The following is a 24,994-nucleotide window of genomic DNA, read 5'->3' on the forward strand; positions in this document are numbered from 1 at the left end:
CACAGGAGGATGAAGATGGCTGAAGCTGTGATCGTCGCTACCGCGCGCTCACCCATTGGGCGGGCTTTCAAGGGTTCGATGAAGGACATCCGTCCCGACGACCTCACCGTGCAGATGATCAAGGCCGCGCTGGCCAAGGTGCCCCAGCTCGACCCCACCACGATCGACGACCTCATGCTCGGCTGCGGCCTGCCCGGCGGCGAGCAGGGCTTCAACATGGCCCGCGTCGTGTCGGTGATGCTCGGCCTCGACAGCGTGCCGGGCACCACCGTCACCCGCTACTGCTCGTCGTCGCTGCAGACCACCAGGATGGCCTTCCACGCGATCAAGGCGGGCGAGGGCGACGTGTTCGTGTCCGCGGGCGTGGAGATGGTGTCGCGGTTCGTCAAGGGCAACTCCGACTCGCTGCCCGACACCCAGAACCCGATCTTCCACGACGCCATCGGGCGCAGCAAGGCGTTCGCCGAGGGCGGGCGGACCTGGCACGACCCGCGCGAGGACGACACGATCCCCGACATCTACATCGCGATGGGCCAGACCGCCGAGAACCTCGCCCAGATCAAGGGCGTCACCCGGCGCGACCAGGACGAGTTCGGCGTACGCTCGCAAAACCTCGCCGAGAAGGCGCTGGCCGACGGCTTCTGGCAGAAGGACATCACCCCGGCGACGCTCCCCGACGGCACCGTGGTCAGCAAGGACGACGGCCCGCGGGCCGGGACCACGTACGAGGGGGTGGCGGGGCTGAAGCCGGTCTTCCGCCCCGACGGCACGGTCACGGCCGGCAACTGCTGCCCGCTCAACGACGGCGCCGCCGCCGTCATCGTGATGAGCGACACGCGGGCGGCCGAACTGGGCATCACGCCGCTGGCGCGGATCGTCTCCACCGGCGTCACGGGCCTGTCCCCCGAGATCATGGGCCTCGGCCCGGTCGAGGCCTCGAAGCAGGCGCTCGCCCGCGCGGGGATGGCGATCGACGACGTCGACCTGGTGGAGATCAACGAGGCGTTCGCCGCGCAGGTCATCCCTTCCTACCGGGATCTGGGCATCGACCTCGACCGGCTCAACGTCAACGGCGGCGCGATCGCCGTCGGGCACCCGTTCGGCATGACGGGCGCGCGCATCACCTCCACGCTGATCAACAGCCTCCGGCATCACGACAAGTCGATCGGCCTGGAGACCATGTGCGTGGGCGGCGGGCAGGGCATGGCGATGGTCCTGGAACGCCTTTCCTAGCTTTTACGGCCGGCCCGGTGGGCGCCAACCGCCATACGGGGTTGGCGCCCGTCCAGGGGAACGCTCCTCCGGCGATGCGGGCCGCCCGCCGTGACGTGCGCGTCCTTGGCCGTCTTCTTCGGACTTCCCCTACCCGTGGCGGTCCGGCCCGGCCTGAACCGGAGTCACCCGGACGATGACCCTCTTGTCGCGGACCATCGCCGCCTCGTAGTCCGGCCAGTCCGGATGTTCGCCCGAGATGCCGCGGTAGTAGGCGATCAGGTGATCCATGGCATCCGGGAGGGAGATGATCTCCGCCTCGCCCTCTACCTGGATCCAGTTCCCGTAGAAGGCGTCCGTGAAGGCACAGATCGCCACCCTGTTGTCGCGGCGGATGTTGCGGGTCTTCGCGGCCGTCTCCCTGGTGCTGATGACGAGGTAGCCCTCGGCGTCCACGCCCACCGCCACCGGGGACATCTGCGGACGGCCGTCGCCGTGCCTGGTGAGGAGGATGGCGCGGTGGTTGTGCCGCAGGAAGTCACGTGCGTCGTCTAGGTCCATGCACCCATGATTACGCGCCCGTGCCAACGGCACGGGCGCGGATCGGAGTGCGGGCCTACAGGAAGCCCGTGCGGTTATGGCGGAACCGCTCGTGTTCGTGCACGATCGCGGCGGCGTAGCCATGGGTCAGCCCGTGCTCGTCGGCGAGCCAGTTGGCCCGCTCGTCACACCTCAGGAAGGACGGGCCGTTGTCGATGGCTTGAAACCACTCTGGGAGTTCGCGTCCCGTTATCGTTGGGACCCTGGCGATGAGCTTCGTGTGCGTCTCCGGTGAGTGGTTCAAGGACATGGGCACCTCCACGGATTAAGGTCCTTTGCTCGACACTGCAACACGTCCCCCGGATTGACAAGCCCCAACCTCCGACCATTTTGTGACGGCGGGTAGATTTTCGGTCGCGCAAAGCGAAGGACCCCGCCGGTTCGACGGGGTCCAGGAGGCGAACGGTCAGTCGCTGCGAGTGAAAATGCTGATGAACCGCAGGACCTCGAGGTAGATCCACACGAGGGTCAGCGTGAGCCCGAAGGCGCACTGCCAGGCGAACTTCTCCGGCGCGCCCTGCCGGACGCCTTCCTCGACCGAGTTGAAGTCGAGCAGCAGGAAGAAGCAGCCGAGCAGGATCATCGCGACACTGAAGATCCAGCCGAGCGGGGAGTCGGTACGCAGGCCGATGCCGCCCGCGACGAAGAAGCCGGCGATCAGGTTGACGAGCATCAGCCCGATGGCCGCGATGCCGGCGGCGACCACGAACCGGATGAACTTCGGCGTCACCCTGACGATGCGCAACGCGTAGACGGTCAGGACTCCGCCGAAAGCGAACGCGGTGCCGAGCACCGCCTGGAGCACGATCCCGTTGTAGAGATTCTCGTAGGCGCTGCTGATCGCGCCGAGGAAGATTCCTTCGAACGCGGCGTAGCTGAGGATCAACACCGGGTTGGTGCTCATCCTGAACGAGGCGATCAACCCCAGGACGAGCGCGACGATGGCCGCGCCGATGGCCACACCCAGGGAGACGTTCAGATACCAGGCCGCGGCCGCGGCCACGACGAGCGTGCCCAGGGTCATGAATCCGCGGACCACGACGTCGTCGATCGTCATCGTCCGGTAGGCGGGCGGGGCCGAAGGGGCGTACGACGGCGAGTCGTACATGTTCTGCAGGTCGCCGGGCGTCGGCGTCGTGCCCTGCCACCCGGCCGACTGCCTTGACCTGTTGAAAACGGGGTTCTTGCTCTCCATCGCTGCCTCCTGTGCGCCGAGCTTATTGGACCCGGCGTCGCCTAGGTCAACCGGCGCTCAGATCTATGTGGTTTCGAGACTTCAGCGTGGTGGACAACGAACGAGTGCGTTCCTGAGTTCCCGCGGTTACTGTGGGTTGTTTAATGGGGCATTTCCTATGGTAGACGCGGGTGCCCCCGGCGGGATTCGAACCCGCACTACAACCCTTTTAAGGGGTTTGCCTCTGCCTTTGGGCTACGGGGGCGCCGCAATCATACGAAACGGACCATGCTCCCGAGGAGCACAACTTCGTATCAGGCGTCACAACTGTGAAGTCTGCGGTGAAGTGATAGGGCTCCTGGCACTCTGTCCAGGAACAGAACGCCGTCGAGATGGTCCAGTTGATGCTGAATGCACCTAGCTTCGAATGCATCCGCCTCGATGGTGACGGGATCTCCCGTCCCAGGCAAGCTGCCGAACACTGTGATACGGGTCGCTCGCCGTACGTCACCGGTAAGATCCGCGATCGAGACGCACCCCTCGCGCCCCGCGCTCCAGCGGGACGCCTCAGCGAGGCGTGGATTGACCACCACGAGCTCGCCGGCCCAGGACCGACCCCTTGGGTGCCCCGCGGCGTCGAAGGCGATCAGCCGCCAGCTCAGCCCGATCTGGGGGGCAGCCAGGCCCGCCGTCCTCGGCTCGCTGCGCAGGGTGGCGAGGAGGTCGGCCGCCGCGGCCACCACGCGGGGGTCTGTTGGGTCCACCTGCTGGGCCCGGGCGGACAGGAGCGGGTGCGGAGCGTCGAGGACGCCGCGGACGATCCCGTCCGGCCAGGTCACAGCAGGTCCGGTTCAACGGGGCGGAAGGTGATCTCGGACTCGAGACCCGAGCCGACCGTGGCCAGCCGGCGCATCAGCCCGGCTACATCGACCTCCTCGGGCAACTCGACGTCGGCGATCAGGACGTAGAGCCGGCCGGTGAGCCGAGTGCTCATGCCGGTGATGTTGCCGCCCACCGAGGCGAGCACGGCGCTGATGGCCGAGATGATGCCCGGCCGGTCGGGGCCGTGAACGGTCAGGACGTAGCCGAGACCGGTCGGCCGCCTGCCGAAATAACGGCGGGCCTCGACGGCCGAGGCGGTCACCACCAGCTCCGGCGCGCAGAGGTGCTTGCAGAGCTCCTCGGCGCTCAGATCGCCCGAGACCAGCAGCATCATCGCGACATGGCCGCCGAGCAGCGTCATGGTCGAGTCCTGGATGTTCGCCCCGCAGTCGGCGAGCGAGCCGGTGACCGCGGCGATCACGCCGGGCCGGTCCACGCCGAGCACCGTCACCGCTGAGAGCCCCACTCGTGGGTCCCCTCTCTATCGAGGCCGAGGATGCCGGAACGCCCCGACGCGGCCGCACCGGGGCGCTGCTGTACACGAGCTGGCGGCTAGCGGCGGGTCGTCGCCACGGCGGCCCTGAACCCGTCGCGCGGGTGCTCCATCTCGCCCAGTGAGATGGTCTCCCGCTTGAAGAACAAGGCCAGCGTCCAGTCGACGACGACACGGACCTTGCGGTTCAGCGTCGGCACCCGCGACAGATGGTAAGTGCGGTGCATGAACCACGCAGGGAATCCGCGAAGCTTGACGCCATAGACGTTCGCGACCCCCTGATGCAGACCGAGACCGGCGACCGATCCGACATACTTGTGGCGGTAGTCGACCAGTTCCTGCCCCCGCAGATGGCGGACCAGGTTGTCGGCCAGCACCTTGGCCTGACGTACGGCGTGCTGGGCGTTGGGCGCGCAATACTGGCCGGGGTTCGTCACGTCGGGCACGCCCGCCGCGTCACCGGCGGCGAAGGCGTCCGTGACGCCCGCGACGGTCAGCCTGGTCGTGGTCTTGATCCGGCCGCGCTCGTCGAGCGGCAGACCGCCGTCGTTGACCACCGGGCTGGGCTTGACGCCCGCGGTCCACACGAGGGTCTCGGCGTCGAACTCGGTGCCGTCGGAGAGCACCACGTGGCCGCCCTCGCACGACTCCAGGCGCGTGTCGAGCTTCACCTCGATGCCGCGCTCGCGCAGCTGCTCCAGCGTCCACTTGCCCATCTCTGGGCCGACCTCGGGCAGCACCCGGTTCGTGGCCTCCACCAGCACCCAGCGGATGTCGGCCGGCTTGATGTTGCGGTAGTAGCGGGTCGAGTGCTTGGCCATGTCCTCGAGCTCGGCCAGCGCCTCGACGCCCGCGAAGCCCGCGCCGACGACGACGAACGTGAGCGCCCGGCGGCGCGCCTCCACGTCCTCGGTCGACTCGGCGACATCGAGCAGGTGCAGGACCCGGTTGCGCAGCGCGATGGCCTCGCCCACGGTCTTGAACCCGATGCCGATGTCGGTCAGCCCCGGGATCGGCAGCGTACGCGAGATCGAGCCGGCGGCCATCACGATCACGTCGTAGGCGATCTGGCGGGGCTCGCCCTTGGCCGGCTGGAAGGTGACGGACCGCTCTCCGTGGTCGATCGCGGTGACCGTGCCGTTGAGCACGCTCACCTTGGGCAGCACCCGGCGCAGCGGGGCGACCACGTGCCGCGGGGAGAGGTTGCCGGCCGCCGCCTCAGGCAGGAACGGCTGGTAGGTCATGTAGGAGTGGGGGTCGATGATCGTGATGCGCACTTCGCCGTCGCGCAGCTCCGTGCGGAGCTTGTGCTGCAGTCGCAATGCCGTGTAGAGGCCGACGTAACCGCCGCCGACGATCAGAATGTGCTTGTTCATCCTCTGGTCCCATCCCTTGCGGGGGAGCTTGTGAAACTATTCACAAGGTTACGTCAAAGACATCCCCAAAAGCCAATCCCCAGGTCGTGCGACACGTCACACCCCCAGCTCCCTGGCTCTGGCGAAGACGTCGTCGAGCATCCGGGCGGTCACCCTGCCGGTGAAGGTGTTCTGCTGGCTGGGGTGATAGCAGCCCAGCAGGGTCACCGGCGCCTGGCCGTAGGAGACCTGGACCTCGACGCCGTGCCCGAACGGCGGCCTACTGCGCGGCAGCGAGTAACCGGCCTCCTTGAGCGCGGGCCACATGGCCTGCCAGGCGAACCCGCCCAGCGCCACGACCACCCGCACGCTCGGCGCGGTCAGCGCGAGCTCACGGGACATCCACGGCAGGCAGGTGGCCCGCTCCTCGGGCGTGGGCTTGTTCGCGGGCGGCGCGCACCGCACCGAGGCCAGCATCCGGGCGCCGATCAGCCTCTGCCCGTCACCGGCGTGCGTGCTCGTCTCCTGTACGGCGAGGCCGACGCGGTACAGCGAAGCGAACAGCCAGTCGCCGCTGCGGTCACCCGTGAAGATCCGCCCGGTCCTGTTGCCCCCATGCGCGGCCGGAGCGAGGCCGACGAGCAGGACACGCGGCTCGTCGTCGCCCCACCCGGCGACCGGCCGCCCCCAGTACGTCTCGTCCATGAACGCGCGCCGCTTCACCTCGGCCACGTCCTCGCGCCATTCCACCAGGCGCGGGCAGGCCCGGCACACGGACTGCGCGGCGGTGAGCTCCGCCAGAGTGCCGCCGGCGGCGGCCAGACGGCGCACGTCGGCGGGGTCGTGGGCGACCGGGGTGTCAGCGGTCGCCGGGTCGCCGGGCCAGCCGGTGCCGGGAGGTACGAAGCTCACGTCGCAACGGTAGCGACAACGAAAAACCGGGTGGCGCCGGAGGGCACCACCCGGTTCGGTTCAACCGATCAGACGCTGGGCTTCGGGCAGGTCACCGAGAAGGCGGTGGCCGAAGACGCGGCGTCGGGGCTGACGACCACGAGCGAGACAGAGCCCTTGGTCTCGTTGGCGCTCTGCGCGCCGGCGATGCCCCAGGTCACGTCGACACTGCCGCTGACCTGACGCTCAAGGTCCGGGTTCTCCCGCTTGCCGTCGATCACCCAGTAGTACTTGACGGTGGTCGGAGCGGAGCTGGAGATCGTGGCCTTGAAGTCGACGCCCGGGCCGCGCTTGTCGGCACAGAAGTCGTTGCGCTGGCCGACCGTGATGCTCGAAACCGTGATCTTCGGCTTCGGCGCCACGCACGCGGCGTAGGACTGCGTGATCGAGTCGTTGTTGCTCGGACCGGAGACGGTCAGGGTGACCTTTCCACCCTTGGTCGCGTCACCGGACAGAACGCGGTCCGACAGGTCGACGGTACGCGAGCCCTCGCGGCCGAAGTAGACCGCGTCCTTGTCGACGGGCCTGCCGTTGACCGACCACACGTACTCGACCCGCGCACGGCCGGTCGAGTTGATGGTGGCGTGCGCGCCGACCTTGCAGCCGTCGTTGTTGGTGGCGGTCACCAGGTTGGTGGCCGTGACCTTCACCGAGGGAGCCGGGTCTTCACACGTGACCTTGTAGTAGGCCCGGTCGGACGAGCGACCGTCGTTACCGACGACCTGCAGCAGGGCGTAGCCGCGCTCGCTGACCCGCGGCGAGTACCCGAAGGAGACGGTCCGCGAGTGGCGCACCCTGGCGTTGCCGGAGTCGACGACGCGGCCGTCCAGCACCCAGCGGTACCTGACCCACGACGGGTCGCTGACCTTGATCCGGCCAACAAAGTTGATCTTGTCGCCGGGGGTACAGGGGCCGGTGTACGAGCTCGGGTCGGCCCAGGCGCTGACCGAGACCTTCTTGTCGTCACCGTTGTCGTCGATGACGACTTCCTTCTGGCAACTGACCGAGAAGTAGCCCTTCTTGGACGTCACCTTGCGGGGGCTGAGGACCTGCACGGCCTCCCAGCCCTTGACGTCCTCGTCGAAGGACAGCGTCTGGCCGATCTTGACCGACTTGGTGCCGTGGCCCTTGAGCTTCAGGACCTTGACCTTGCCCTTGGAGCCGTCACCGTGGAGCCAGCGGTAGGCGAGGTCGGTCTTGCCGTCGAGCTTGACGTTGACCTTGGCCGTGATGCCGACCTTGACCGGGCAGGCACCGTCGTAGTCGCGGGTCGACGCCTTGGGCGTGGACACCGAGACCTTGGGCCGGGCCTTGGAGGAGGTGGCCGCGGTGCTGGCCTTACCCGCGGTGGCCTGGGTGGACGCCTGCGCGGGAGCGGCTGCCAGCCCCGCGATCATGGCGCCCAGCACGGCGGTGGAGGCGCCGAACGCCGCCGCCTTCCGCGCTAAAGGAGAGGACTTCATCTGAGAGTGCTCCATTCCGTTAGGGAAAAGACGCGCTCGGGAACGGTTGCCACGCCGACACCATCCGTGTCCGGCGATATGGCAAAGCCCCCGCAATGCTGCCCATACCTAAGCACAAAACTGATTGCACGCTCAACACAACTGAAAACCCCGTATGTCCGGGTTTCGTCGAAATATCAGGCTATGGAGTAGGCGATTCCATCAAGGATGTCGTGTTCACTCACGACTACCTGCGGAAACGCGAAACGCCGTACGAGGCGGTCCAGAATCAGCGCTCCGGCACAAATCACGTCAACTCTTCCGGGATGCATCACCGGAATCCGGGCCCGCTCACTATGGGTCATCGCGAGCAGTCGCCGGGTGACGTCGTGAACCTGCTGGGCGGTGATCCGGGAGTGATGGATCCGCTCCGGAACGTACGCGGGAAGGTCGAGCGCGATGCCCGCCACCGTCGTGACGGAGCCGGCCAGACCGACCAGTGTGTGCGCCTCCCGAACCGGCACCGCCTCGGCCACCCGATCGAGCGCGGCCTCGATGTCGGCCACCATGGCCTCCAGCGCGCGCACCGACGGCGGTTCTTCCGGGGCGGCCCCCGCTGTGCGCAGGTGACGCTCCGTCAGCCGTACGCAGCCGATGTCGACCGACAGCGCGCCGATGACGTGCTCGGAGCCGACCACGAACTCGGTCGAGCCGCCGCCGATGTCGACGACCAGGTAGGGCGGGAGCGGCCCCTGCGGCATCCCGGTCTCGCGCGACAAGCGGACCAGCCCTCTGGTCGCGCCGACGAACGACAGCTCGGCCTCCTCCGCGCCCGTCACCACCTCGGGCTCGACCCCGAAGATCTCGCGCACCCCGTCGACGAACTCCTGCCTGTTGGCGGCGTCACGCGTCGCGCTGGTCGCCACCACCCGGGTCGCCGTGGCGCCGTGCTGGTCGATGAGCTTGCGGTAGATCCGCATCGCGGCGAACGTCCGCTCCAGCGCCTCGGGAGCCAGTCGCCCCGTCTTGTCGACCCCCTCGCCCAGCCGGACGATCTCCATCCGCCGCTCGACGTCGACCGGCCCGCCGTGGGCCCGCGTGCCGTCGGAAACCTCATGGCCGGTGTCGGCGATGTCGGCGATCAGCAGGCGTACGGAGTTGGTGCCGCAGTCAACGGCGGCTACACGCATGGTCCGTCACTCCACCAATCGGGGAGGGCATCCAGCGCCTCCCGGCCGAACGGGTTGGATCCGGGCACCGCCAGCTCGTGCGCGACGAGCGCGTGCAGGCATTTCACCCTCAGCGGCATGCCGCCGGTGCTCTGCATGTCGCGCGGCAGCGGCTCCAGGCCCTGATCCTCCGCCGCCTTGTCGCGCCTGGCCACGTAGTCGTCGTGAGCGGCCTGGTAGGCGGCGGCCAGCTCGGGATCGGTGGCCAGCCTGGCCTGCATCTCCCGCATCAGCCCCGAGCCCTCCAGGGTGCCGATCGCGGAGGCCGCCTTGGGGCAGGTCAGGTAGTAGAGGGTGGGGAACGGTGAGCCGTCGGGCAGCCTCGGCGCGGTCTCCACCACGTCGGGGTTGCCGCACGGGCAGCGGTGCGCCACCTCGCGCGGCCCTCTCGGCGGGCGCCCCAGTTGCCGCTGCACCGCTTCGACGTCACTGCTGTCCAACGCTCTCCCCGTCTTATCCGGCCTTGCGGCCATGGCCCGTGTCGACGGCCTCGACCGATTCCCACAGCGTCTGGTACCACGGCGGCCGCGTCGCGGGCTGCTTGACCGTCTTCTCGGTCTTGTCCGGCTCGGCGTCCATGACCACGTAGCACTTCTCGCCCGGCCCGCAGTAGTGCAGCCGTTCCTTGGCCGTCCGCTTGATCCAGTTGGGATCGCGGATCTGCTCCGCCTGAGCGGCCAGCGCCTGGCGGTCGGCCTCGACCCGCGCCTTCTCCGCCTGCAACTCCGCGATGCCGCGGCGCTGCGCGATGTACTCGCGCACAGGATAGGCCAGGCTCATGGCGATCGCGCACACCACGATCGCGAGGATGGCGGCCCGTCCGGTCAGTTGTGGCCTCTTCGCCAACGCTCCATACCCCCTCAGTGCCCGGCCCGGCGTGGCGACCGGCCCAGGCCTGGGCGGACAGTCGTGTTCGCCGATTCTGAGCGGCTCGCGGCACACCCGCCATGCCGCGAGCCGTACCCGAAACTAGCGCCGGAAGCGCGGAAAAGCCGCGCGACCCGCGTAGCGAGCGGCGTCGTCGAGAATTTCCTCGATGCGCAGGAGCTGGTTGTACTTGGCCACCCGGTCCGAGCGGGCGGGGGCGCCGGTCTTGATCTGGCCGCAGTTGACCGCCACGGCCAGGTCGGCGATCGTCGTGTCCTCGGTCTCGCCGGAACGGTGGCTCATCATGCACCGGTAGCCGCTGCGGTGGGCCAGGTCTACCGCGTCGAGGGTCTCGGACAGGGTGCCGATCTGGTTGACCTTGACCAGCAGCGCGTTGGCGGTGCCTTCGGCGATGCCGCGCCCGAGCCGCTCCGGGTTGGTCACGAACAGGTCGTCGCCGACGAGCTGGACCTTGTCGCCGATGGCCTCGGTGATGGCCTTCCAGCCGGCCCAGTCCTCCTCGTCGAGCGGGTCCTCGATCGACACGAGCGGGTAGTTGTCGACCAGGTCCGCGTAGAAGGCGATGAGCTCCTGGGCCGACACGCCCTTGCCGTCGATCGTGTAGACGCCGTCCTTGTGGAACTCGGACGCGGCCACGTCGAGCGCCAGCGCGACGTCCTCGCCCGGCGTGTAGCCGGCCCGCTCGATCGCGACCAGGATCAGGTCGAGCGCGTCGCGGTTGGACGGCAGGTTGGGCGCGAAGCCGCCCTCGTCGCCCAGCCCCGTGGCGTAGCCCTTCTCCTTCAGCACGCCCTTGAGCGCGTGGTAGACCTCGGTGCCCATGCGCACGGCCTCGCGGAACGTGGGCGCCCCGATCGGCGCGATCATGAACTCCTGGATGTCGACGTTGGTGTCGGCGTGGGCGCCGCCGTTGAGGATGTTCATCATCGGCACGGGCAGCACGTGGGCGTTGGGGCCGCCCAGGTAACGGAACAGCGGCAGCTCGGCGCTGTCGGCGGCGGCCTTGGCCACGGCCAGCGAGACGCCCAGGATGGCGTTGGCGCCCAGCTTGGACTTGTTGGGCGTCGCGTCGAGGTCGATCATGATCTGGTCGATGATGCGCTGGTCCTCGGCCTCGATGCCGTTGATCTCTTCGAAGATCTCGTCGGTGACGGCGAGCACGGCCTTCTCCACGCCCTTGCCGCCGTAACGCTCGTCTCCGTCACGCAGCTCCACGGCCTCGAACTGGCCGGTCGACGCGCCGCTGGGCACCGCCGCGCGTCCCCTGCCGCCGTCGTCGAGGATCACCTCGACCTCGACGGTCGGGTTGCCCCTGGAGTCGAGGATCTCGCGAGCGTATACGACCTCGATGGTAGCCACGGGTAGCGCTCCTAAATCGAAAGGCAAATATGCCTTCAGAGCCTATCGGTCGGCCGGGACCAGGCAGCAGCCGGAAGCATGACACTCCGCCAAATCCCCGGAGAACCCGCGTGGCGGCGGGGTTACGGCGACTCGCGCCCGGACTCCCAGCGGAGCACGCGGTCACGGTAGTAGCGGGCGGCGGCGCGGAGCTCGGCTTCGGCGTCGAGGCCCGCGTCCTGGGCGCGGCGGACGAGGTCGAACAGCTCGCGCCCCACCCCCTGCCCGATCGCGGCAGCCAGCCCATCGGGGGCGCCTGCGCGCTCGGCCCGGCGCACCAACTGGGCCGCCAGCGACAGCGCGGGTTGCCCCATCGGCACCCCGTCGAGCACCGACGGGGCGTCGCCCTTCGACGCGCGCTCGGCCGCCTTGATCGCCTCCCAGTTGTCGTTCACCTCGTCGGCGGTCTCCGCCCGCACCGAGCCGAACACGTGCGGATGGCGCCGCACCAGCTTCTCGACGATCCCCTCGGCCACGTCGTCCATGTCGAACCCGTCGGCCACCCGCGCGTGGAAGGCCACCTGGAGCAACAGGTCGCCCAGCTCCTCGCGGAGCGCCGGGTAGTCGCCCTGCTCGATCGTCTCCAGCACCTCGTATGCCTCTTCGAGCAGGTACGGCACCAAGGTCTCGTGCGTCTGCTTGCGGTCCCACGGGCACTCGGTGCGCAGCCGGTCCATCACCGCGACCAGGTCGAGCACCCGCGCGCCCGGCAGATCGTACGAGCCCGGCACCACCTCGATCAGCGGCGGCTCGGCCATCGCGACGGCGGCGTGGCCGACCGAGCGCATGAAGTCCTCGGAGTCGGCGGCGGCCAGCCAGACCACCGTCTCCGTCACCGCCCGCCGCGCCAGCGCGGCGGGGTCGGGCGTGACGACGGCCACCTCGACCCCGGCCTCGGCCAGGTAGGGCAGCTGCGGATGATCCTCGGACCCGGTCAGCACGGGGCCCGAACCGAACGCCTGCCACGCCTGGTGGCTCAGCAGACCGGGCGCGACCCGCGGCGAGGTGGTGACGACGATCAGCGGCACGACTAGCCCTGCGACTGCTGCTGCTGTTGCTGCTGGGCCTGGTCGGTCTGCTCGGTGGTCTCCGACGGCTTGCCGAAGCGGCCGGCGTCGACGAAGCCCTGCTGCCCGATCTTGCCGTAGCGGGGGCTGAAGACCGGGGCGAGCGCGTTGTACTCGACCTTGAACTTCTCCACGGCCTGCTGGTTCTGCGAACCGCCGAACTTCTCGATCACCTTGTTCACGCCGATCATCGCCCGCAGGTAGCCGCGCGGGTCGGTCGGGTCGACGGCCTTGGACAGCAGGTTCATCTCGGGCGTCTGCTGCTCACCCTTGTCCTGGGCGGCGGTGTCGATCTCCGTGTCGCTGACCTGCACCCCGAACTTGTCGGCCAGCTGCTGCTGCCGGCTCTGCTCGGCCATCCTGGACAGGACGAACTGGTTGACCGACACACCGAGCTGCGACGGCTCGATGTTGACCTTCCGCAGCGCGGCCTCGTACGCCTGGACGTTCTTGTTCAGGTCGCGCGCCGAGATCCGCTCATGCCCCACCACGGCCACGGCACCGGCCTCCATGGGCGAGGAGCAGGCGGTCAGCGCGACACCCACCACTGCAGCGGCCACTGCCACTCGAATCGACTTCACGTGCGTCCTTTCCGACAAAACCGCGGCTAGCTTACCCTCGCCGGCTCAAGGAACATCGCCTCGACCAGGTCCCCGCACCATTTGAGCAGGTTGAGGTCGCGAAGCGGCTGCCCGCCCAGCGGCTTGGTCTTCGGCGCCGGGACCAGCAGCGTCTCCGCCGCCTGCTTGTAGATGGCCTTCTTGTACAGCCGGTCGAGGCGTACCTGCTGCGACTCCCGCAACCTGACCGGGCCGAACTTGATGTTCTGGCCCATCAGCGTGACATCGGTGAGCCCGGCCTGGCGGGCCCGGATGCGGAAACGCGCGACGGCCAGCAAGTTCTCCACCTCGACGGGCGGCTTGCCGTATCTGTCCGTCAGCTCGGCGCGGACCTCGTCGATGTGGATGTCGGCCGAGATGGCGGCGATCCGCTTGTACGCCTCCAGGCGCAGCCGTTCGGAGGTCACGTAGTCATGCGGGATGTGCGCGTTGATCGGCAGCTCGACCTTGACGTCGTGGTGCTCCTCCGCCACCTCCACGCCGGACAGCTTGGCCTTCTGCTCCTGCACGGCCTCGGCCATGAGCCGAACGTACAGGTCGAAGCCGACACCCGCGATGAAGCCCGACTGCTCGGCGCCGAGCACGTTGCCCGCGCCGCGGATCTCCAGGTCCTTCATCGCGACGTACATGCCCGCGCCCATCTCGGTGTGCTGCGAGATCGTCGCCAGCCGCTCGTGGGCGGTCTCGGTGAGCGGCTTCTCCGGCGGGTAGAGGAAGTAGGCGTAACCCCGCTCCCTGCCTCGCCCGACCCGGCCCCTCAGCTGGTGCAGCTGCGAGAGGCCGTAGTTGTCCGCCCGGTCGACGATCAGCGTGTTGGCGTTGGGCACGTCGAGGCCGGACTCCACGATCGTGGTGCAGACCAGCAGGTCGTACTCGCGCTCCCAGAAGCCGACCATGATCTTCTCCAGCTGGTGCTCGTTGAGCTGCCCGTGCGCCACCGCGATGCGCGCCTCGGGCACCAGCTCCCTGATCCGGGCGGCCACCCGGTTGATCGAGGCCACCCGGTTGTGCACGAAGAAGATCTGACCGTCACGCATCAGCTCGCGCCTGATGGCGGCCGCGATCTGCTTCTCGTCGTACGGTCCGACGAAGGTGAGGATCGGGTGCCGCTCCTCCGGCGGGGTGAGGATGGTCGACATCTCCCTGATGCCGGTCAGGCCCATCTCCAGCGTGCGCGGGATAGGCGTGGCCGACATGGCCAGCACGTCCACCTGGGTGCGCAGGTGCTTCATGGCCTCCTTGTGCTCGACGCCGAACCGCTGCTCCTCGTCGATGATGATCAGCCCCAGGTCCTTGAACCTGACCTCGGGGCTGAGCAGCCGGTGGGTGCCGATCACCAGGTCCACGGCGCCGCTGCGGAGCCCCTCCAGGGTGCCCTTGACCTCGCCGTCGGTCTGGAAGCGGGAGACCGGCCTGAGCGCGACGGGAAAGCTGGAGAACCGCTCGGTAAACGTCGACATGTGCTGCTGCACCAGCAGCGTGGTCGGCACCAGCACAGCCACCTGCTTGCCGTCCTGGACCGCCTTGAACGCCGCCCGCACCGCGATCTCGGTCTTGCCGTAGCCGACGTCGCCGCAGATCAGCCGGTCCATCGGGACGCCGCGCTCCATGTCGCGCTTGACCTCGTCGATGGCCTCCAACTGGTCGCCGGTCTCGGCGTACGGGAAGGCGTCCTCCATCTCACGCTGCCACGGGGAGTCGGCGGCGAAGGCGTGGCCGGGCGAGGCCATGCGCGCGGAGTAGAGGCGGATGAGCTCGCCCGCGATCTCCTTGACCGCCTTCTTCGCCCGGGACTTGGCCTTGGCCCAGTCGGCGCCGCCCATCCGGTTGAGCGTCGGGGCCTCGCCGCCGACGTAGCGGGTGACCTCGTCCAGCTGGTCCGTCGGCACGTACAGGCGGTCGCCCTTGGCGTACTCGATGACCAGGTATTCGCGCGTCGCGCCCTGGACCGTCCGCTGCACCATCTCGACGTAGCGGCCGACGCCGTGCTGCTCGTGCACCACGTGGTCGCCGACCTTGAGCTGGAGCGGGTCGACCATGTTGCGGCGGCGGGACGGCAGGCGGCGCATGTCCTTGGTGGACGCCTTCTGGCCGACGAGGTCGAGGTGGGTGAGCACCGCGAGGTTGGGGGTGATGAACCCGTGCTCGATCAACCCCGTCGAGACATGGACAACCTTCGGATCTGGCGACTTATCCAGATATTTCACCAACCGGGCGGGAACGTCCACGCCCTTGAGGACCTCGACCATGCGCTCGGCCGGGCCGTGCCCCTCGCTGAGCAGCACGACCGCCTTGTCCTCGGCCAGCCAGCCCTTGACGTCGTCGAGCGCCTTCCTGGTGTCGCCCCGGTACGCCTCGGAGTCCTGCGCGTCGAGCTCGACCCCGGCCCCGAACGGCGCCATCGTCCACCACGGCTGCCCCAGCACGTCGGCGTGCCCGCGGATCTCCTCGAGCGAGCGGAACGCCGCCGCGCCGAGATCGATCGGCGCCTCGCCCCCGGCCGCGGCGTTGATCCACGACGCCTCCAGGAACTCCTGCGAGGTGCGGACGAGCTCCTCGGCCCGGCTCCTGATCCGCTCGGGGTCGCAGACGAACACCGCGGCGTTGGCGGGCAGGTGGTCGACCAGCAGGTCCATCTCCCCCGCCAGCACGGGCGCGAACGCCTCCATGCCCTCGACCGGCGTCCCCTCGGCGAGCTGGTCGAGCACGTCGGCCAGCGCCGGGTGCTCCCGGCCCAGCTCGCGCGCCCGCTCCCTGACCTCGGCGGTGAGCAGCAGCTCACGGCAGGGCGGCGCGAACAACCCGCCGTCCGCGGCCTCCAGCGACCGCTGGTCGGCCACCTTGAACCAGCGGATCTCCTCGACGGTGTCGCCCCAGAACTCCAGCCGCAGCGGATGCTCCTCGGTCGGCGGGAACACGTCGAGCAGCCCGCCGCGGACCGCCACCTCGCCCCGCTTCTCCACCATGTCGACCCGGTGATAGCCGTTCTCGACCAGGCGCCGCACGACCTCGTCGAGGTCGGCGTCGTCACCCGCGCGCAGGCGGGTCGGCTCCAGGTCGCCCAGACCCTTCATGATCGGCTGGAGCAGCGCCCTGATCGGGGCCACGACCACGCTGAGCGGCCCGGCCGACGGGTCGTCCTTGACCGGGTGCGAGAGCCTCCTGAGCACCGCCAGCCGCTGTCCCACGGTGTCGCTGCGCGGGGAGAGCCGCTCGTGCGGCAGCGTCTCCCAGGCGGGGAAGACGGCCACGGAGCTGGGCTCGATCAGGCTGGTCAGCGCGCTCGCCAGGTCCTCCGCCTCGCGGCCGGTGGCGGTGATCGCCAGCACGGCCCGCTGATCGTGCCCGGCCAGCGCGGCCACCCCGAACGGCCGCAGCGCGGACGGCGCCACCAGTGAGATGTCTCCGCCCTCTTCCAGAGCGGCGGTCAGCTTGGGGTCGGAGATGACAAGATCAAGAAGCCCGGACAGACTCATTTTTCGATAGCCCCACGACGATTACCCCCAGCCGGCGGGCGTGGGGGTGCCTCTACTCTATTCGCATCTGCCCCACGCCCCCGTCCTGCTCGGCGACCTTGTAGCCCGGGACGGACGGCCAGCGGACCGTCAGGACCACCGACTCCTCCTCCGCGCGCCAGGAGTGGTCCACGCCCTTGCCCCAGACCACGTAGTCGCCTCGCTCGGCGAGCAGCACGCTTCTCCCCGGTAGTTCGACGCGGAAGCGGCCCGAGATGAGGATCAGCAGCGCCGTACGTTCTTCGCCTTTCACCCACTCGGCGCGCTCGTCGCCCGGAAGGTGGGTGCCCCATTTGATTTCCACGTCATTGCTGTGTCTCGGGTCCCCGTAGGGTTTGAAATGACCCAGGAGCCAGCCATGGTCCATCGCGGCGTCGACGTTCGCGTTGCCCACGTACACGAGATCACTCACGGCGCAGAAGCTAGCAGGGAAATGCCTTACTAATTGGCGTCGATTGATTACTCTGGGTGACATGTCTGAGGTGCGGTCGGTAGCCCCGAGGGGCGATCTCTTTGGTCAGCGGATCCGCGAACAGTGGGCCGGACAGCTCGGCAGGCGGCTCGACGTGCTCGTCGCCGGATGCGCGCACGACGAGCCACTGGTCCTGGACCGGATCGACACCAGGATCACCGGTGTCGACGAGGACCTGCCCCCGATCAGGACGGCGGTCGCCGAGCGAGCCGATCTCGTCAGGTGGTCGCTGGGCGATCTGCGCTGCGTGCCCCTGCCCCCGAGGTCCGTGGACGTGATCCAGCTCTCATTCCTGCTGGAGCGCATCCAGCACGCCGAGCTGGTCTTCGACCGGCTGCTCCAGGCGCTGCGCCCCGGCGGGCTGATCCTGCTGCGCATGCGCGACCGGAAGTCCGCCTACGGCCTGCTCGACCGGATCACCCCGTCCTGGCTGCGGCGGCTGCTCTGGCGGCACCTGGTGGCCGCCAGCACGCCGGGCCCGCTGCCGGCCGTCTACGGGCCGGTGACCTCGCGCGACGGGATACACGCCTTCTGCCTGACGCGCGGCCTCATGATCACCGATGACCAGGAGGCGACCAGCGGCCCGGCCATGGGCCGCATCGGGCGCGCGGCCGTCACACTGACGGCCAAACTGACCCGTGACCGCTTCCCGTCCTCACACGACGAGATCGCCATGGTCATCAGAAAGCCACAGAACCACTTCGCACGCCTCATCTAGCGACACACTTGTAGCAAAGGATAGACTCCTTTCCTACCAATTCAATCGGAATAGTTGGGATGGCAGAACGTGGAGTGGACCCCCGGCGTGTACGAGCTGGCCGATCTGGAGCTGCTGCTCTCGGGCGCGTTCCAGCCGTTGAACGGGTACCTCGGCCACGACGACCTGCACGCGGTGCACGAGCGCGGCACGCTCGCCGACGGCACCCCGTGGCCCGCGCCCATCACGCTCCACCTGCCCGAAGCGGCCGCCCCCGGTGACGAGGTCACGCTGCTCGACCCCGAGGGCGTGCCGCTGGCCGTGCTCACCGTCGCCGAGCGCGAGCCCGACGGCCTGACCTCCGGCCCGGTGAAGGGCTTGGGCGCCCCGGAGCACGGCCCGTTCGCCCGGCTCCGCCGTACTCCGGCACAGGTACGCGACGAGCTCGACGGGCGGGAAGCCCTCGCCGTCACCATGCGGGGACCGCTCGACGACCTCACCGAGATCGTCGCCACCGCCAAAGAGCTCGACGCGGTGATCCTGCTGCTCCCCCTCTCCTACGGCGAGACGGGCCCGGCCGTCGTACGAGCCGCGCTGCGCGCCAAGGAGCAGCTGCCCGAGGGCACGCTGGTGGTCTCGGTGCCCCTGGCGCCGCGCGCGGAGCCCGAGATCGACCTGGAGCTGCGCGAGCACGTCGCCACCGCCTACGGAGCCACCGAGCACCTGGCCGGCCCCGAGCCGGTGCGCATCCCCGGACCGCCGCACCGGCGCGGGCTCGTGGTCTTCTTCACCGGCCTGTCCGGCTCCGGCAAGTCCACGATCGCCCGCGGCCTGCGCGACTCGCTGCTGGAGCTGGGCAGCCGCACGGTCACCTACCTCGACGGCGACGTGGTCCGCCACCTGCTGTCCAAGGGCCTGACGTTCTCCAAGGACGATCGCGACCTCAACATCCGGCGCATCGGCTTCGTCGCCGCCGAGGCCGCGCGCCACGGCGGGCTGGCGATCTGCGCCCCCATCGCCCCCTACGCGGACACCCGCGAGGAGGTGCGCGAGATGGTCGAGTCGGTCGGGGCCGACTTCCTGCTCGTGCACGTGGCCACCCCGCTGGAGGAATGCGAGCGCCGCGACCGCAAGGGCCTGTACGCCAAGGCCCGCGCCGGGCTCATCCCCGAGTTCACCGGCGTCTCCGACCCTTACGAGGAGCCGGACGACGCCGATCTGGTCATCGACACGACACACATTTCCATCGAGGCGGCCGTCTCCCAGGTGCTGGGGGCGCTGCGCAGCGGAGGCTGGGTTCGTTGATCGACTTCCCCCTGATCTTCGGTTCCTTTGTGGTGGCCATCGTCGTCGGGCTCACCGGCATGGGCGGCGGCGCGCTCATGACGCCGATGATGATGCTGTTCTTCCACGTCTCGCCGCTGGCGGCGGTCTCCAGCGACCTGGTCGCCTCGGCCGTGATGAAACCGGTCGGCAGCGCGGTCCACCTGCGCAGGGGCACGGTCAACCTGCGCCTGGTGGGCTGGCTCTGCGTGGGGTCGGTGCCGGCGGCGTTCTGCGGGGTGTTCGTGGCGCGGGCGTTCGCGGTCGGCGACGGGGTGAAGTACGCGCTCGGCGTGGCGCTGCTGCTCGCCGTCGCGGGCCTGGTCGCCAAGACGTGGCTGGGCGGGAAGGGCGGTTCGTCGAGCGCCCACGATATTGTCGTGCGCCCAATCCCGACCGTACTGGTCGGTACGGTAGGCGGTCTCGTGGTCGGGATCTCCTCGGTCGGCTCGGGTTCCCTGATCATCGTGGCCCTGCTCGCCCTCTATCCGGCGCTCAAGGCCAACCAGCTCGTCGGCACCGACCTGGTGCAGGCGGTGCCGCTCGTCGCCTCGGCCGCGCTCGGCCACCTGCTCTTCGGCGACTTCCAGCTCCAGCTGACGCTCTCGCTGCTCATCGGCTCCATCCCGGGTGTCTACCTCGGTGCCCGGATCTCCTCCAGGGCGCCGGGCGGGCTCATCAGGGCGATGCTCGGGATCGTCCTGCTCGCCTCCGCGCTCAAGCTGCTCGACGCGAGCAACACCCTGACCGTGTGGGTGCTCGCGGGCGCCGTGGTCGTGACCGTCGCGGGCTGGCGCTGGCGCGTCAGGGCCGCGGCACGGGCGTCGAGTGAAAGTACGGATCTCGCGCGAGTTCGCTGAACGCCCGCCCGGCGGCGGGGTCGGAGTCGAAGCTGGTGTCGCCGCGCGGCGCGTGCGGTGAGTCGAAGTAGATCAGTGCCTTGATCTGCGGGTAGTGCTGGATCTGCGTGCGCACCGACTCGAAGAACGAGCGCTTGGCCGTACGGTCGCCGGACCGCTCGAACACGCCCCACTCCGCGACCATGACCGGCTTGCCGGGAAAGCGCCACTGCATCCAGCGGTAGAACCCCGGCCACTGGCCGAAGTCGGGCCGGGTCTTGTTGACCAGGCCGTCGAAGTCGTCGACCCGGTGATCGGCATAGGGGTCGAGGGCCACCCAGTCGACCACGTCGTCACCCGGGTAGAGCTGCTCGAACCAGGGCTTGGCCGCCCAGTTCGGGGCACCCATGTAGGTCATGACCGTGACCGCGTTCTTGACGCCCTTGTCGCGCAGCCTGAGCACGACGTGGCGGTACATGGCGGCGTAGTCGGTGGCCTGCATGCCCGAGCCGGGGGTGGCGTCGACATCGTTCTCCGGCTCGTGGTGCAGGGTGAGGAAGAACCGCTCGGGGAAGGTGCGCCTGATGTAGTCGGCCAGCCGGTCGATCCTTCGGTCGATGGCTCCGTCGGCGATCTGCGCCCAGGTGCGGTCCAGCGACGGCTTCCAGTTGATGAGCAGCAGCCTGGGCCGGACCGGGTCACGGGCCAGCCCGACCTCCTCCTCGGTGGGGAATTCCTCCTTGCCCCGGTGATAGACGTGCAGCACGTCGGCGGTGCCGCCGATGCGGGTCTCGGCGCTCTGGAGCGACCTTTCGACGCCCGTGCCGGTGAAGACCTCTGGGGCGATCCCCCACCAGGCACCGCATGACGGGATGAGCCGGGCGGTGACCGCACAGGACGGCGAGCTCTCCGCGTTCGGCCTGACGCTCGGCTCCCGCGCCGGCCTCTCCAGGCCCTCCGGCTGCCCCGAGCAGCCCGCGAGCACGGCGACGACCAACAGCGCGACACCTTTGATGCCGATATTTACCGCTATACGAGAAATTCCTCGCCGGTTCAAGGCCGTTCAACCCCCTCGCCCAAGGACCCCCGTCCTATCAAACCTGAACCATGCCATGCCATTCCCAGAACTTCAGCAGGAGCTGGTGTATCGCCAGGTCATCGACCATCCAGCCCGTCCCCAATTTCGCATTATTTCGGGTTATTGGAGGGTGAATTACTGGCCGCTCCAGAGAAATCTCCCAAGATTCGTCCTGGGCAAAAGCGGTTCCACCTATAGTGGGCGGATGCCCGCGACTCGTGACGCACAGTCGCCGATCGGCGACTCCGCGCACATACTCCAAGGGAGATCCGCCCCAATGAGCCTGTCGCCGGACTACCTGGGCCGCCGCCCCGGCACCGACCTGGCGGAGCACCTCTCGCTGTTGCGCAGACGCTGGCTGCCGTTCCTGGGGCTCCTGCTGGCCGGCGGCACGGCGGGGCTGGCGCTGCTGCGGGTCACCCCGCCCGCCTACACCGCCACCACCCAGGTCCTGGTCGCGCCCGTGGGCATCCAGGACCAGAGCAACCAGGTGACCAACCGGCAGCGCGAACCACTCAACCTCGACACCGAGGCGCAGATCGCGCAGTCGTCCGTGGTGGCGGCCAAGGCCGCGAAGGAGCTCAAGACCAGCACGCCCGAGCCCGTCGAGGTCTCGGTGCCGCCCAACTCGGCCGTGCTGTGGATCTCCGTCACCGCCGCCGACCCCGCCGTCGCGGCGGCCCAGTCGCAGGCGTACGCGCAGGCGTACCTGACCAACCGCACCGAGAGCGCGCAGGCGACGATGACCGCGCAGCAGCGGGCAATGCTGGTCAAACTCCGGCAGGTCAACACCGCGCTCGACACCGTGATCAAGGAGCTCGCCCGGCTGGGCAAGGGCACCATCGAGCACACGATCGCCGCGCACCGGCAGAGCGTGCTCAACCGGCAGGCCTACAGCCTCACGCTCAAGTACGACGCGCTGAAGACCGTCGCCGTCACTCCCGGCTCGATCATCAGCCAGGCCACGCCGCCGACCGTGCCGAGCTCGCCCAGCCTGCCGCTCTACCTCGGCACCGGGCTCATGATCGGCCTGCTCCTCGGCACGGCCGCCGCCTACGTCCGCGACCGGCTCGACACCCGGCTGCGCACCGCCGCCGACGTCGAGCGGCTGACCGGGCTGCCCGTCCTCGGCGACCTGTCGGACCCGCCGGCCCGGGGCGTGCCGAATGACCTGGCCGCCGCCGTGGTCGCCGCCTGCCCCGGCAAGCGGCTGCTGATCAGGGCGATCCCGTCCGAGCTCGGCGCGAAATCAGTGCTCGGGCCGCTGGCCCGCACCGCGCCGCTGTCGCTGCTGACCGGCTCCGACGTGGGCGACCTGGCCCGGGCCGACGCGGCCTTGCTGCTGGTCGGGGTCGGCCGGGCCACCTCGGTGCAGGCGGACGCCGCCGTACGCCATCTGGGCAGGCACAACGTACCGATCATCGGTGTGGTGACGACGGCGGACCCGGCCCCCAGGCACGGTTCGCGGGCCGGCGCCTCGCTCGGCAAGCTGGTCGCCAGCGGCGAGCTGGAGCCCGGCCTGTCCCCTGAGACGGATCCCATGACGGCGTTCCCCCAGCCACCGGGCACCTCGCCATGAGAGGCCCCGCGTGGCCGATCGGCGCGCTCCTGCTCGGCTATCCCGTGTGGTGGGCGCTCGGCTTCGGGGGCCTGTCGGTGATCGTCCTGGCGGCGCCCATGGCCGTCATCCTCTGGCGGCGCCGGCCGATCCGGGTGCCACGCGGGTTCGGCCTGTGGCTGCTGCTCCTGGCCGGATACACGGTGAGCGCGCTGATGCTGGCCGACATGCCGCCCGACACCTACGGCGGCTTCAACGCCGGGCGGGTGATCGGCTACCTCATGCGGTTCGCGCTCTACACGGCACTGTTGATCATGGTTCTCTACCTGGGCAACCTGACCGAGCGGGAGCTGCCGCAGCTCAGACTCGTCCGGATGCTCGGCGTGCTGTTCGTCACGACCGTGGTGGGCGGGCTGCTCGGGGTGTTCTTCCCCAGGCTGGAGTTCACCTCGCCGGTGGAGCGGGTGCTGCCGGGCTGGATCAGCGACAACGCCTTCGTCCAGAACCTCATCCACCCCACCGCCGCCCAGACCCAGAAGGTGCTGGGCTACGCCTCACCCCGCCCCGAGGCGCCGTTCGAGTGGGCCAACGCGTGGGGCAGCAACGTGTCGGTGCTGCTGATCTGGTTCGTGGTCGGCTGGTGGGTGTACGGCGGAGGCGGGCGCAAGGCGGCGGCCATCGCCTTGACGGCCGTGGCCGCCATCCCGATCGTCTACTCGCTCAACCGCGGCCTCTGGATCGGCCTGGGGCTGGCCGGGCTCTACCTGATCGTCCGGGTCGGCGGACGCACCAGGCTGGCCCTGTGCGCCACGGCGGTGGCGGCGACGCTGGCGTTCGCGCTCAGCCCGCTCGCCTCGCTGGTCGGCCAGCGCCTGGACAACCCGCACTCCAACGACATCAGGGCCTTCACCGTGTCGGCGACCATCGCGGCGGCCGCCCACTCCCCGATCATCGGCTACGGCAACACCCGCAACGCCATGGGCAACCACCGCACGATCACCACCGGCAAGACCGAGTGGTGCGGCGGCTGCGGCCATCCGCCGCTGGGCAGCGACGGGCAGCTCTGGCTGCTGATCATCACCCAGGGCTTCGTGGGGGCGGCGCTCTACGTGGCGTTCTTCCTGGGCGCGATCCGGCGCCACTGGCCCGACCGCAGCCCGATCGGGCTCGCGGGCGTGCTCGTCATGATCCTCGTGCTGCTCTACATGTTCGTGTACGACGGCCTGGTCACGCCGCTCAGCCTCTATCTCATCTCGTTCGCCCTCCTGTGGCGCAACGCCAAGGAGGCCTCGTGAACGACGCGAACCGGCGGCTGCGCTATCTCGATCAGACGCTGCGGTCGCTCTACCCCGGCCCCGGCTCACCGCGCCCCTACAGCGTGCTGCCGCACCGGCTGGTGCCACGCCGCCTGGCCCCCCGGCGCCGATGGCACGCGCTGCTGGGGCGCCGGGTCATGGTGCACATCGAGGAGTCGATCGAGACCCATCTGAGCGACGTCCTCGGCGTCCCCGTCGAGACCGCCCTCCACGTACGCCCGGCCAGGCGGGCCAATCGCAAGCCCGTTCTGGAGGCGCGCCGCGAGGGCTCTCTGCTGGCGTTCGTGAAGGTCGGCGACACCGCGCGCACCCGCGAGCTGGTCGACGGCGAGGCCGCCGCGCTCAGGAAAATGGGCGAGCTGGCGCTGAAGACGGTCGTCGTGCCGGCCGTGCTCCACCACGGGCAATGGGGGGAGTTCTCGGTTCTGGCCCTGTCGCCGCTGCCGGTCCGGCGCGGCCGGGTCCCCGCCGCGCTGCTCACCGACGCCGTCAGGGAGATCGCGGACACCGGCGGCCCTGAGGGAGCCGCCTGGCACGGCGACCTGTCGCCCTGGAACATCGCACCGTCCGGCGACGGGCGGCTGCTCGTGTGGGACTGGGAGCGCTACGCGGTCGGCGTGCCCTACGGGTTCGACGCCGTGCACCACTTCTTCCAGCGCGCCCTGCGGCGGATGAACCCGCCCACGGCAGCGCGGGCCTGCCTGGCGCAGGCTCTGCCGGTGCTCGCACCGCTCGGGCTGTCGGCCCCGCAGGCCAGGCGGACGGCCCTGCACTACCTCATCGCGCTGGCCGACCGGCACGCCGCCGACGACCACGAACCCCTCGGGCCGCCGGACACCTGGCTCAACCCCCTCATCGATCAGCAGGAGTCAGTCACGTGAACAC

Annotated in this window: 24 protein-coding genes and 1 tRNA gene; 7 read left to right on the plus strand and 18 right to left on the minus strand. The window is 69.4% G+C overall.

The features are described 5' to 3' along the window. Positions 1–15 precede the first annotated feature (15 nt). Entirely contained in the window at positions 16–1,233 is a 1,218-nt protein-coding gene (locus ACGFNP_RS32820) for an acetyl-CoA C-acetyltransferase (RefSeq protein ID WP_358328364.1), read from the plus strand. A 129-nt stretch (positions 1,234–1,362) separates the two neighbouring features. Here the strand turns inward: ACGFNP_RS32820 and ACGFNP_RS32825 are convergent, their stop codons facing one another. The 17 genes from ACGFNP_RS32825 to ACGFNP_RS32905 form a co-directional block, all read right to left on the minus strand. Beyond that, complete coding sequence (locus ACGFNP_RS32825) at positions 1,363–1,773, minus strand: PPOX class F420-dependent oxidoreductase (protein WP_358328361.1); 411 nt, start codon at positions 1,771–1,773, stop codon at positions 1,363–1,365. A 55-nt stretch (positions 1,774–1,828) separates the two neighbouring features. Beyond that, positions 1,829–2,062 carry a DUF4287 domain-containing protein gene (locus ACGFNP_RS32830; protein ID WP_214639636.1) on the minus strand — a complete coding sequence of 78 codons (234 nt, stop codon included), beginning with the start codon at positions 2,060–2,062 and terminating at the stop codon, positions 1,829–1,831. Positions 2,063–2,218: 156 nt separating this feature from the next. Beyond that, on the minus strand, positions 2,219–3,007 hold the full coding sequence (locus ACGFNP_RS32835) for a Bax inhibitor-1/YccA family protein (protein WP_358328357.1): 789 nt from the start codon (positions 3,005–3,007) through the stop codon (positions 2,219–2,221). Positions 3,008–3,178: 171 nt separating this feature from the next. Continuing rightward, positions 3,179–3,251: transfer RNA gene (locus tag ACGFNP_RS32840), tRNA-Leu, on the minus strand. Positions 3,252–3,300: 49 nt separating this feature from the next. Then, positions 3,301–3,825: a peptide deformylase gene (locus ACGFNP_RS32845; protein ID WP_393325306.1), complete on the minus strand. Its 525-nt coding sequence runs from the start codon at positions 3,823–3,825 to the stop codon at positions 3,301–3,303. Then, positions 3,822–4,334: a glycine cleavage system protein R gene (locus ACGFNP_RS32850; RefSeq protein ID WP_214639633.1), complete on the minus strand. Its 513-nt coding sequence runs from the start codon at positions 4,332–4,334 to the stop codon at positions 3,822–3,824. Before ACGFNP_RS32850 ends, ACGFNP_RS32845 begins: the two co-directional genes overlap by 4 nt. Before the next feature lie 86 nt (positions 4,335–4,420). Further along, positions 4,421–5,737: an NAD(P)/FAD-dependent oxidoreductase gene (locus ACGFNP_RS32855; protein ID WP_358328353.1), complete on the minus strand. Its 1,317-nt coding sequence runs from the start codon at positions 5,735–5,737 to the stop codon at positions 4,421–4,423. Between the two features lie 96 nt (positions 5,738–5,833). Then, positions 5,834–6,628 carry a uracil-DNA glycosylase gene (locus ACGFNP_RS32860; RefSeq protein ID WP_358328350.1) on the minus strand — a complete coding sequence of 265 codons (795 nt, stop codon included), beginning with the start codon at positions 6,626–6,628 and terminating at the stop codon, positions 5,834–5,836. Between the two features lie 68 nt (positions 6,629–6,696). Next, positions 6,697–8,130: a hypothetical protein gene (locus ACGFNP_RS32865; protein WP_393325309.1), complete on the minus strand. Its 1,434-nt coding sequence runs from the start codon at positions 8,128–8,130 to the stop codon at positions 6,697–6,699. A 176-nt stretch (positions 8,131–8,306) separates the two neighbouring features. After that, positions 8,307–9,299 (minus strand): Ppx/GppA phosphatase family protein, encoded by a 993-nt coding sequence (locus ACGFNP_RS32870; protein ID WP_358328345.1) that lies wholly within the window; start codon positions 9,297–9,299, stop codon positions 8,307–8,309. Further along, the gene (locus tag ACGFNP_RS32875; protein WP_358328342.1) at positions 9,290–9,811 is read right to left on the minus strand and encodes a DUF501 domain-containing protein; all 522 of its coding nucleotides are present in this window, start codon (positions 9,809–9,811) and stop codon (positions 9,290–9,292) included. The genes ACGFNP_RS32870 and ACGFNP_RS32875 overlap by 10 nt, the downstream gene beginning before the upstream one ends. After that, the gene (locus tag ACGFNP_RS32880; RefSeq protein ID WP_358328339.1) at positions 9,792–10,184 is read right to left on the minus strand and encodes a septum formation initiator family protein; all 393 of its coding nucleotides are present in this window, start codon (positions 10,182–10,184) and stop codon (positions 9,792–9,794) included. The genes ACGFNP_RS32875 and ACGFNP_RS32880 overlap by 20 nt, the downstream gene beginning before the upstream one ends. Before the next feature lie 123 nt (positions 10,185–10,307). Next, positions 10,308–11,585, minus strand: a complete 1,278-nt coding sequence (gene eno, locus ACGFNP_RS32885; RefSeq protein ID WP_358328336.1) for a phosphopyruvate hydratase — start codon at positions 11,583–11,585, stop codon at positions 10,308–10,310. 122 nt (positions 11,586–11,707) lie between these two features. Continuing rightward, the gene (locus ACGFNP_RS32890) at positions 11,708–12,652 is read right to left on the minus strand and encodes a MazG family protein (protein ID WP_393325313.1); all 945 of its coding nucleotides are present in this window, start codon (positions 12,650–12,652) and stop codon (positions 11,708–11,710) included. A gap of 2 nt (positions 12,653–12,654) precedes the next feature. Further along, positions 12,655–13,272: a SurA N-terminal domain-containing protein gene (locus ACGFNP_RS32895; protein WP_393325315.1), complete on the minus strand. Its 618-nt coding sequence runs from the start codon at positions 13,270–13,272 to the stop codon at positions 12,655–12,657. Positions 13,273–13,298: 26 nt separating this feature from the next. Beyond that, a complete protein-coding gene (mfd, locus tag ACGFNP_RS32900; RefSeq protein ID WP_393325317.1) occupies positions 13,299–16,787 on the minus strand; it encodes a transcription-repair coupling factor in 3,489 nt (1,162 codons plus the stop codon). A gap of 52 nt (positions 16,788–16,839) precedes the next feature. Continuing rightward, entirely contained in the window at positions 16,840–17,238 is a 399-nt protein-coding gene (locus ACGFNP_RS32905; protein ID WP_358328325.1) for a signal peptidase I, read from the minus strand. Between the two features lie 61 nt (positions 17,239–17,299). Here ACGFNP_RS32905 and ACGFNP_RS32910 point away from each other — a divergent pair, with 61 nt between their 5' ends. The 3 genes from ACGFNP_RS32910 to ACGFNP_RS32920 all read left to right on the plus strand — a co-directional run bounded on the left by ACGFNP_RS32910 (position 17,300) and on the right by ACGFNP_RS32920 (position 20,178). Further along, the gene (locus ACGFNP_RS32910; RefSeq protein ID WP_393325320.1) at positions 17,300–18,016 is read left to right on the plus strand and encodes a class I SAM-dependent methyltransferase; all 717 of its coding nucleotides are present in this window, start codon (positions 17,300–17,302) and stop codon (positions 18,014–18,016) included. Positions 18,017–18,085: 69 nt separating this feature from the next. Further along, a complete protein-coding gene (gene cysC / locus ACGFNP_RS32915; RefSeq protein WP_393325321.1) occupies positions 18,086–19,300 on the plus strand; it encodes an adenylyl-sulfate kinase in 1,215 nt (404 codons plus the stop codon). After that, entirely contained in the window at positions 19,297–20,178 is an 882-nt protein-coding gene (locus ACGFNP_RS32920; protein ID WP_358328316.1) for a sulfite exporter TauE/SafE family protein, read from the plus strand. Before cysC ends, ACGFNP_RS32920 begins: the two co-directional genes overlap by 4 nt. On the opposite strand, the gene ACGFNP_RS32925 is transcribed toward ACGFNP_RS32920, so the two are convergent. Continuing rightward, complete coding sequence (locus tag ACGFNP_RS32925) at positions 20,123–21,154, minus strand: glycoside hydrolase family 26 protein (protein ID WP_393325324.1); 1,032 nt, start codon at positions 21,152–21,154, stop codon at positions 20,123–20,125. The two genes, ACGFNP_RS32920 and ACGFNP_RS32925, sit on opposite strands and share 56 nt — an antisense overlap. A gap of 358 nt (positions 21,155–21,512) precedes the next feature. Here ACGFNP_RS32925 and ACGFNP_RS32930 point away from each other — a divergent pair, with 358 nt between their 5' ends. Genes ACGFNP_RS32930 through ACGFNP_RS32940 form a run of 3 tightly spaced genes read left to right on the plus strand, consistent with a single transcriptional unit; the run spans position 21,513 to position 24,990 of the window. Continuing rightward, on the plus strand, positions 21,513–22,814 hold the full coding sequence (locus ACGFNP_RS32930) for a YveK family protein (RefSeq protein ID WP_393325326.1): 1,302 nt from the start codon (positions 21,513–21,515) through the stop codon (positions 22,812–22,814). After that, positions 22,811–24,088, plus strand: coding sequence for a hypothetical protein (locus ACGFNP_RS32935; RefSeq protein ID WP_393325328.1), 1,278 nt, complete (start codon positions 22,811–22,813; stop codon positions 24,086–24,088). Before ACGFNP_RS32930 ends, ACGFNP_RS32935 begins: the two co-directional genes overlap by 4 nt. Continuing rightward, positions 24,085–24,990 carry a hypothetical protein gene (locus ACGFNP_RS32940; RefSeq protein ID WP_393325330.1) on the plus strand — a complete coding sequence of 302 codons (906 nt, stop codon included), beginning with the start codon at positions 24,085–24,087 and terminating at the stop codon, positions 24,988–24,990. Before ACGFNP_RS32935 ends, ACGFNP_RS32940 begins: the two co-directional genes overlap by 4 nt. Positions 24,991–24,994 lie beyond the last annotated feature (4 nt).

This window comes from Nonomuraea sp. NPDC049269 (assembly GCF_043197155.1).
Lineage (GTDB): Bacteria > Actinomycetota > Actinomycetes > Streptosporangiales > Streptosporangiaceae > Nonomuraea.

Coding starts and splice junctions, on each gene's coding strand:
- ACGFNP_RS32820 (WP_358328364.1), top strand. CDS start 16: ATGGCTGAAGCTGTGATCGTCGCTACCGCGCGCTCACCCATTGGGCGG.
- ACGFNP_RS32825 (WP_358328361.1), bottom strand. CDS start 1,773: ATGGACCTAGACGACGCACGTGACTTCCTGCGGCACAACCACCGCGCC.
- ACGFNP_RS32830 (WP_214639636.1), bottom strand. CDS start 2,062: ATGTCCTTGAACCACTCACCGGAGACGCACACGAAGCTCATCGCCAGG.
- ACGFNP_RS32835 (WP_358328357.1), bottom strand. CDS start 3,007: ATGGAGAGCAAGAACCCCGTTTTCAACAGGTCAAGGCAGTCGGCCGGG.
- ACGFNP_RS32855 (WP_358328353.1), bottom strand. CDS start 5,737: ATGAACAAGCACATTCTGATCGTCGGCGGCGGTTACGTCGGCCTCTAC.
- ACGFNP_RS32865 (WP_393325309.1), bottom strand. CDS start 8,130: ATGAAGTCCTCTCCTTTAGCGCGGAAGGCGGCGGCGTTCGGCGCCTCC.
- ACGFNP_RS32870 (WP_358328345.1), bottom strand. CDS start 9,299: ATGCGTGTAGCCGCCGTTGACTGCGGCACCAACTCCGTACGCCTGCTG.
- ACGFNP_RS32875 (WP_358328342.1), bottom strand. CDS start 9,811: ATGGCCGCAAGGCCGGATAAGACGGGGAGAGCGTTGGACAGCAGTGAC.
- mfd (WP_393325317.1), bottom strand. CDS start 16,787: ATGAGTCTGTCCGGGCTTCTTGATCTTGTCATCTCCGACCCCAAGCTG.
- ACGFNP_RS32910 (WP_393325320.1), top strand. CDS start 17,300: ATGTCTGAGGTGCGGTCGGTAGCCCCGAGGGGCGATCTCTTTGGTCAG.
- ACGFNP_RS32930 (WP_393325326.1), top strand. CDS start 21,513: ATGAGCCTGTCGCCGGACTACCTGGGCCGCCGCCCCGGCACCGACCTG.
- ACGFNP_RS32935 (WP_393325328.1), top strand. CDS start 22,811: ATGAGAGGCCCCGCGTGGCCGATCGGCGCGCTCCTGCTCGGCTATCCC.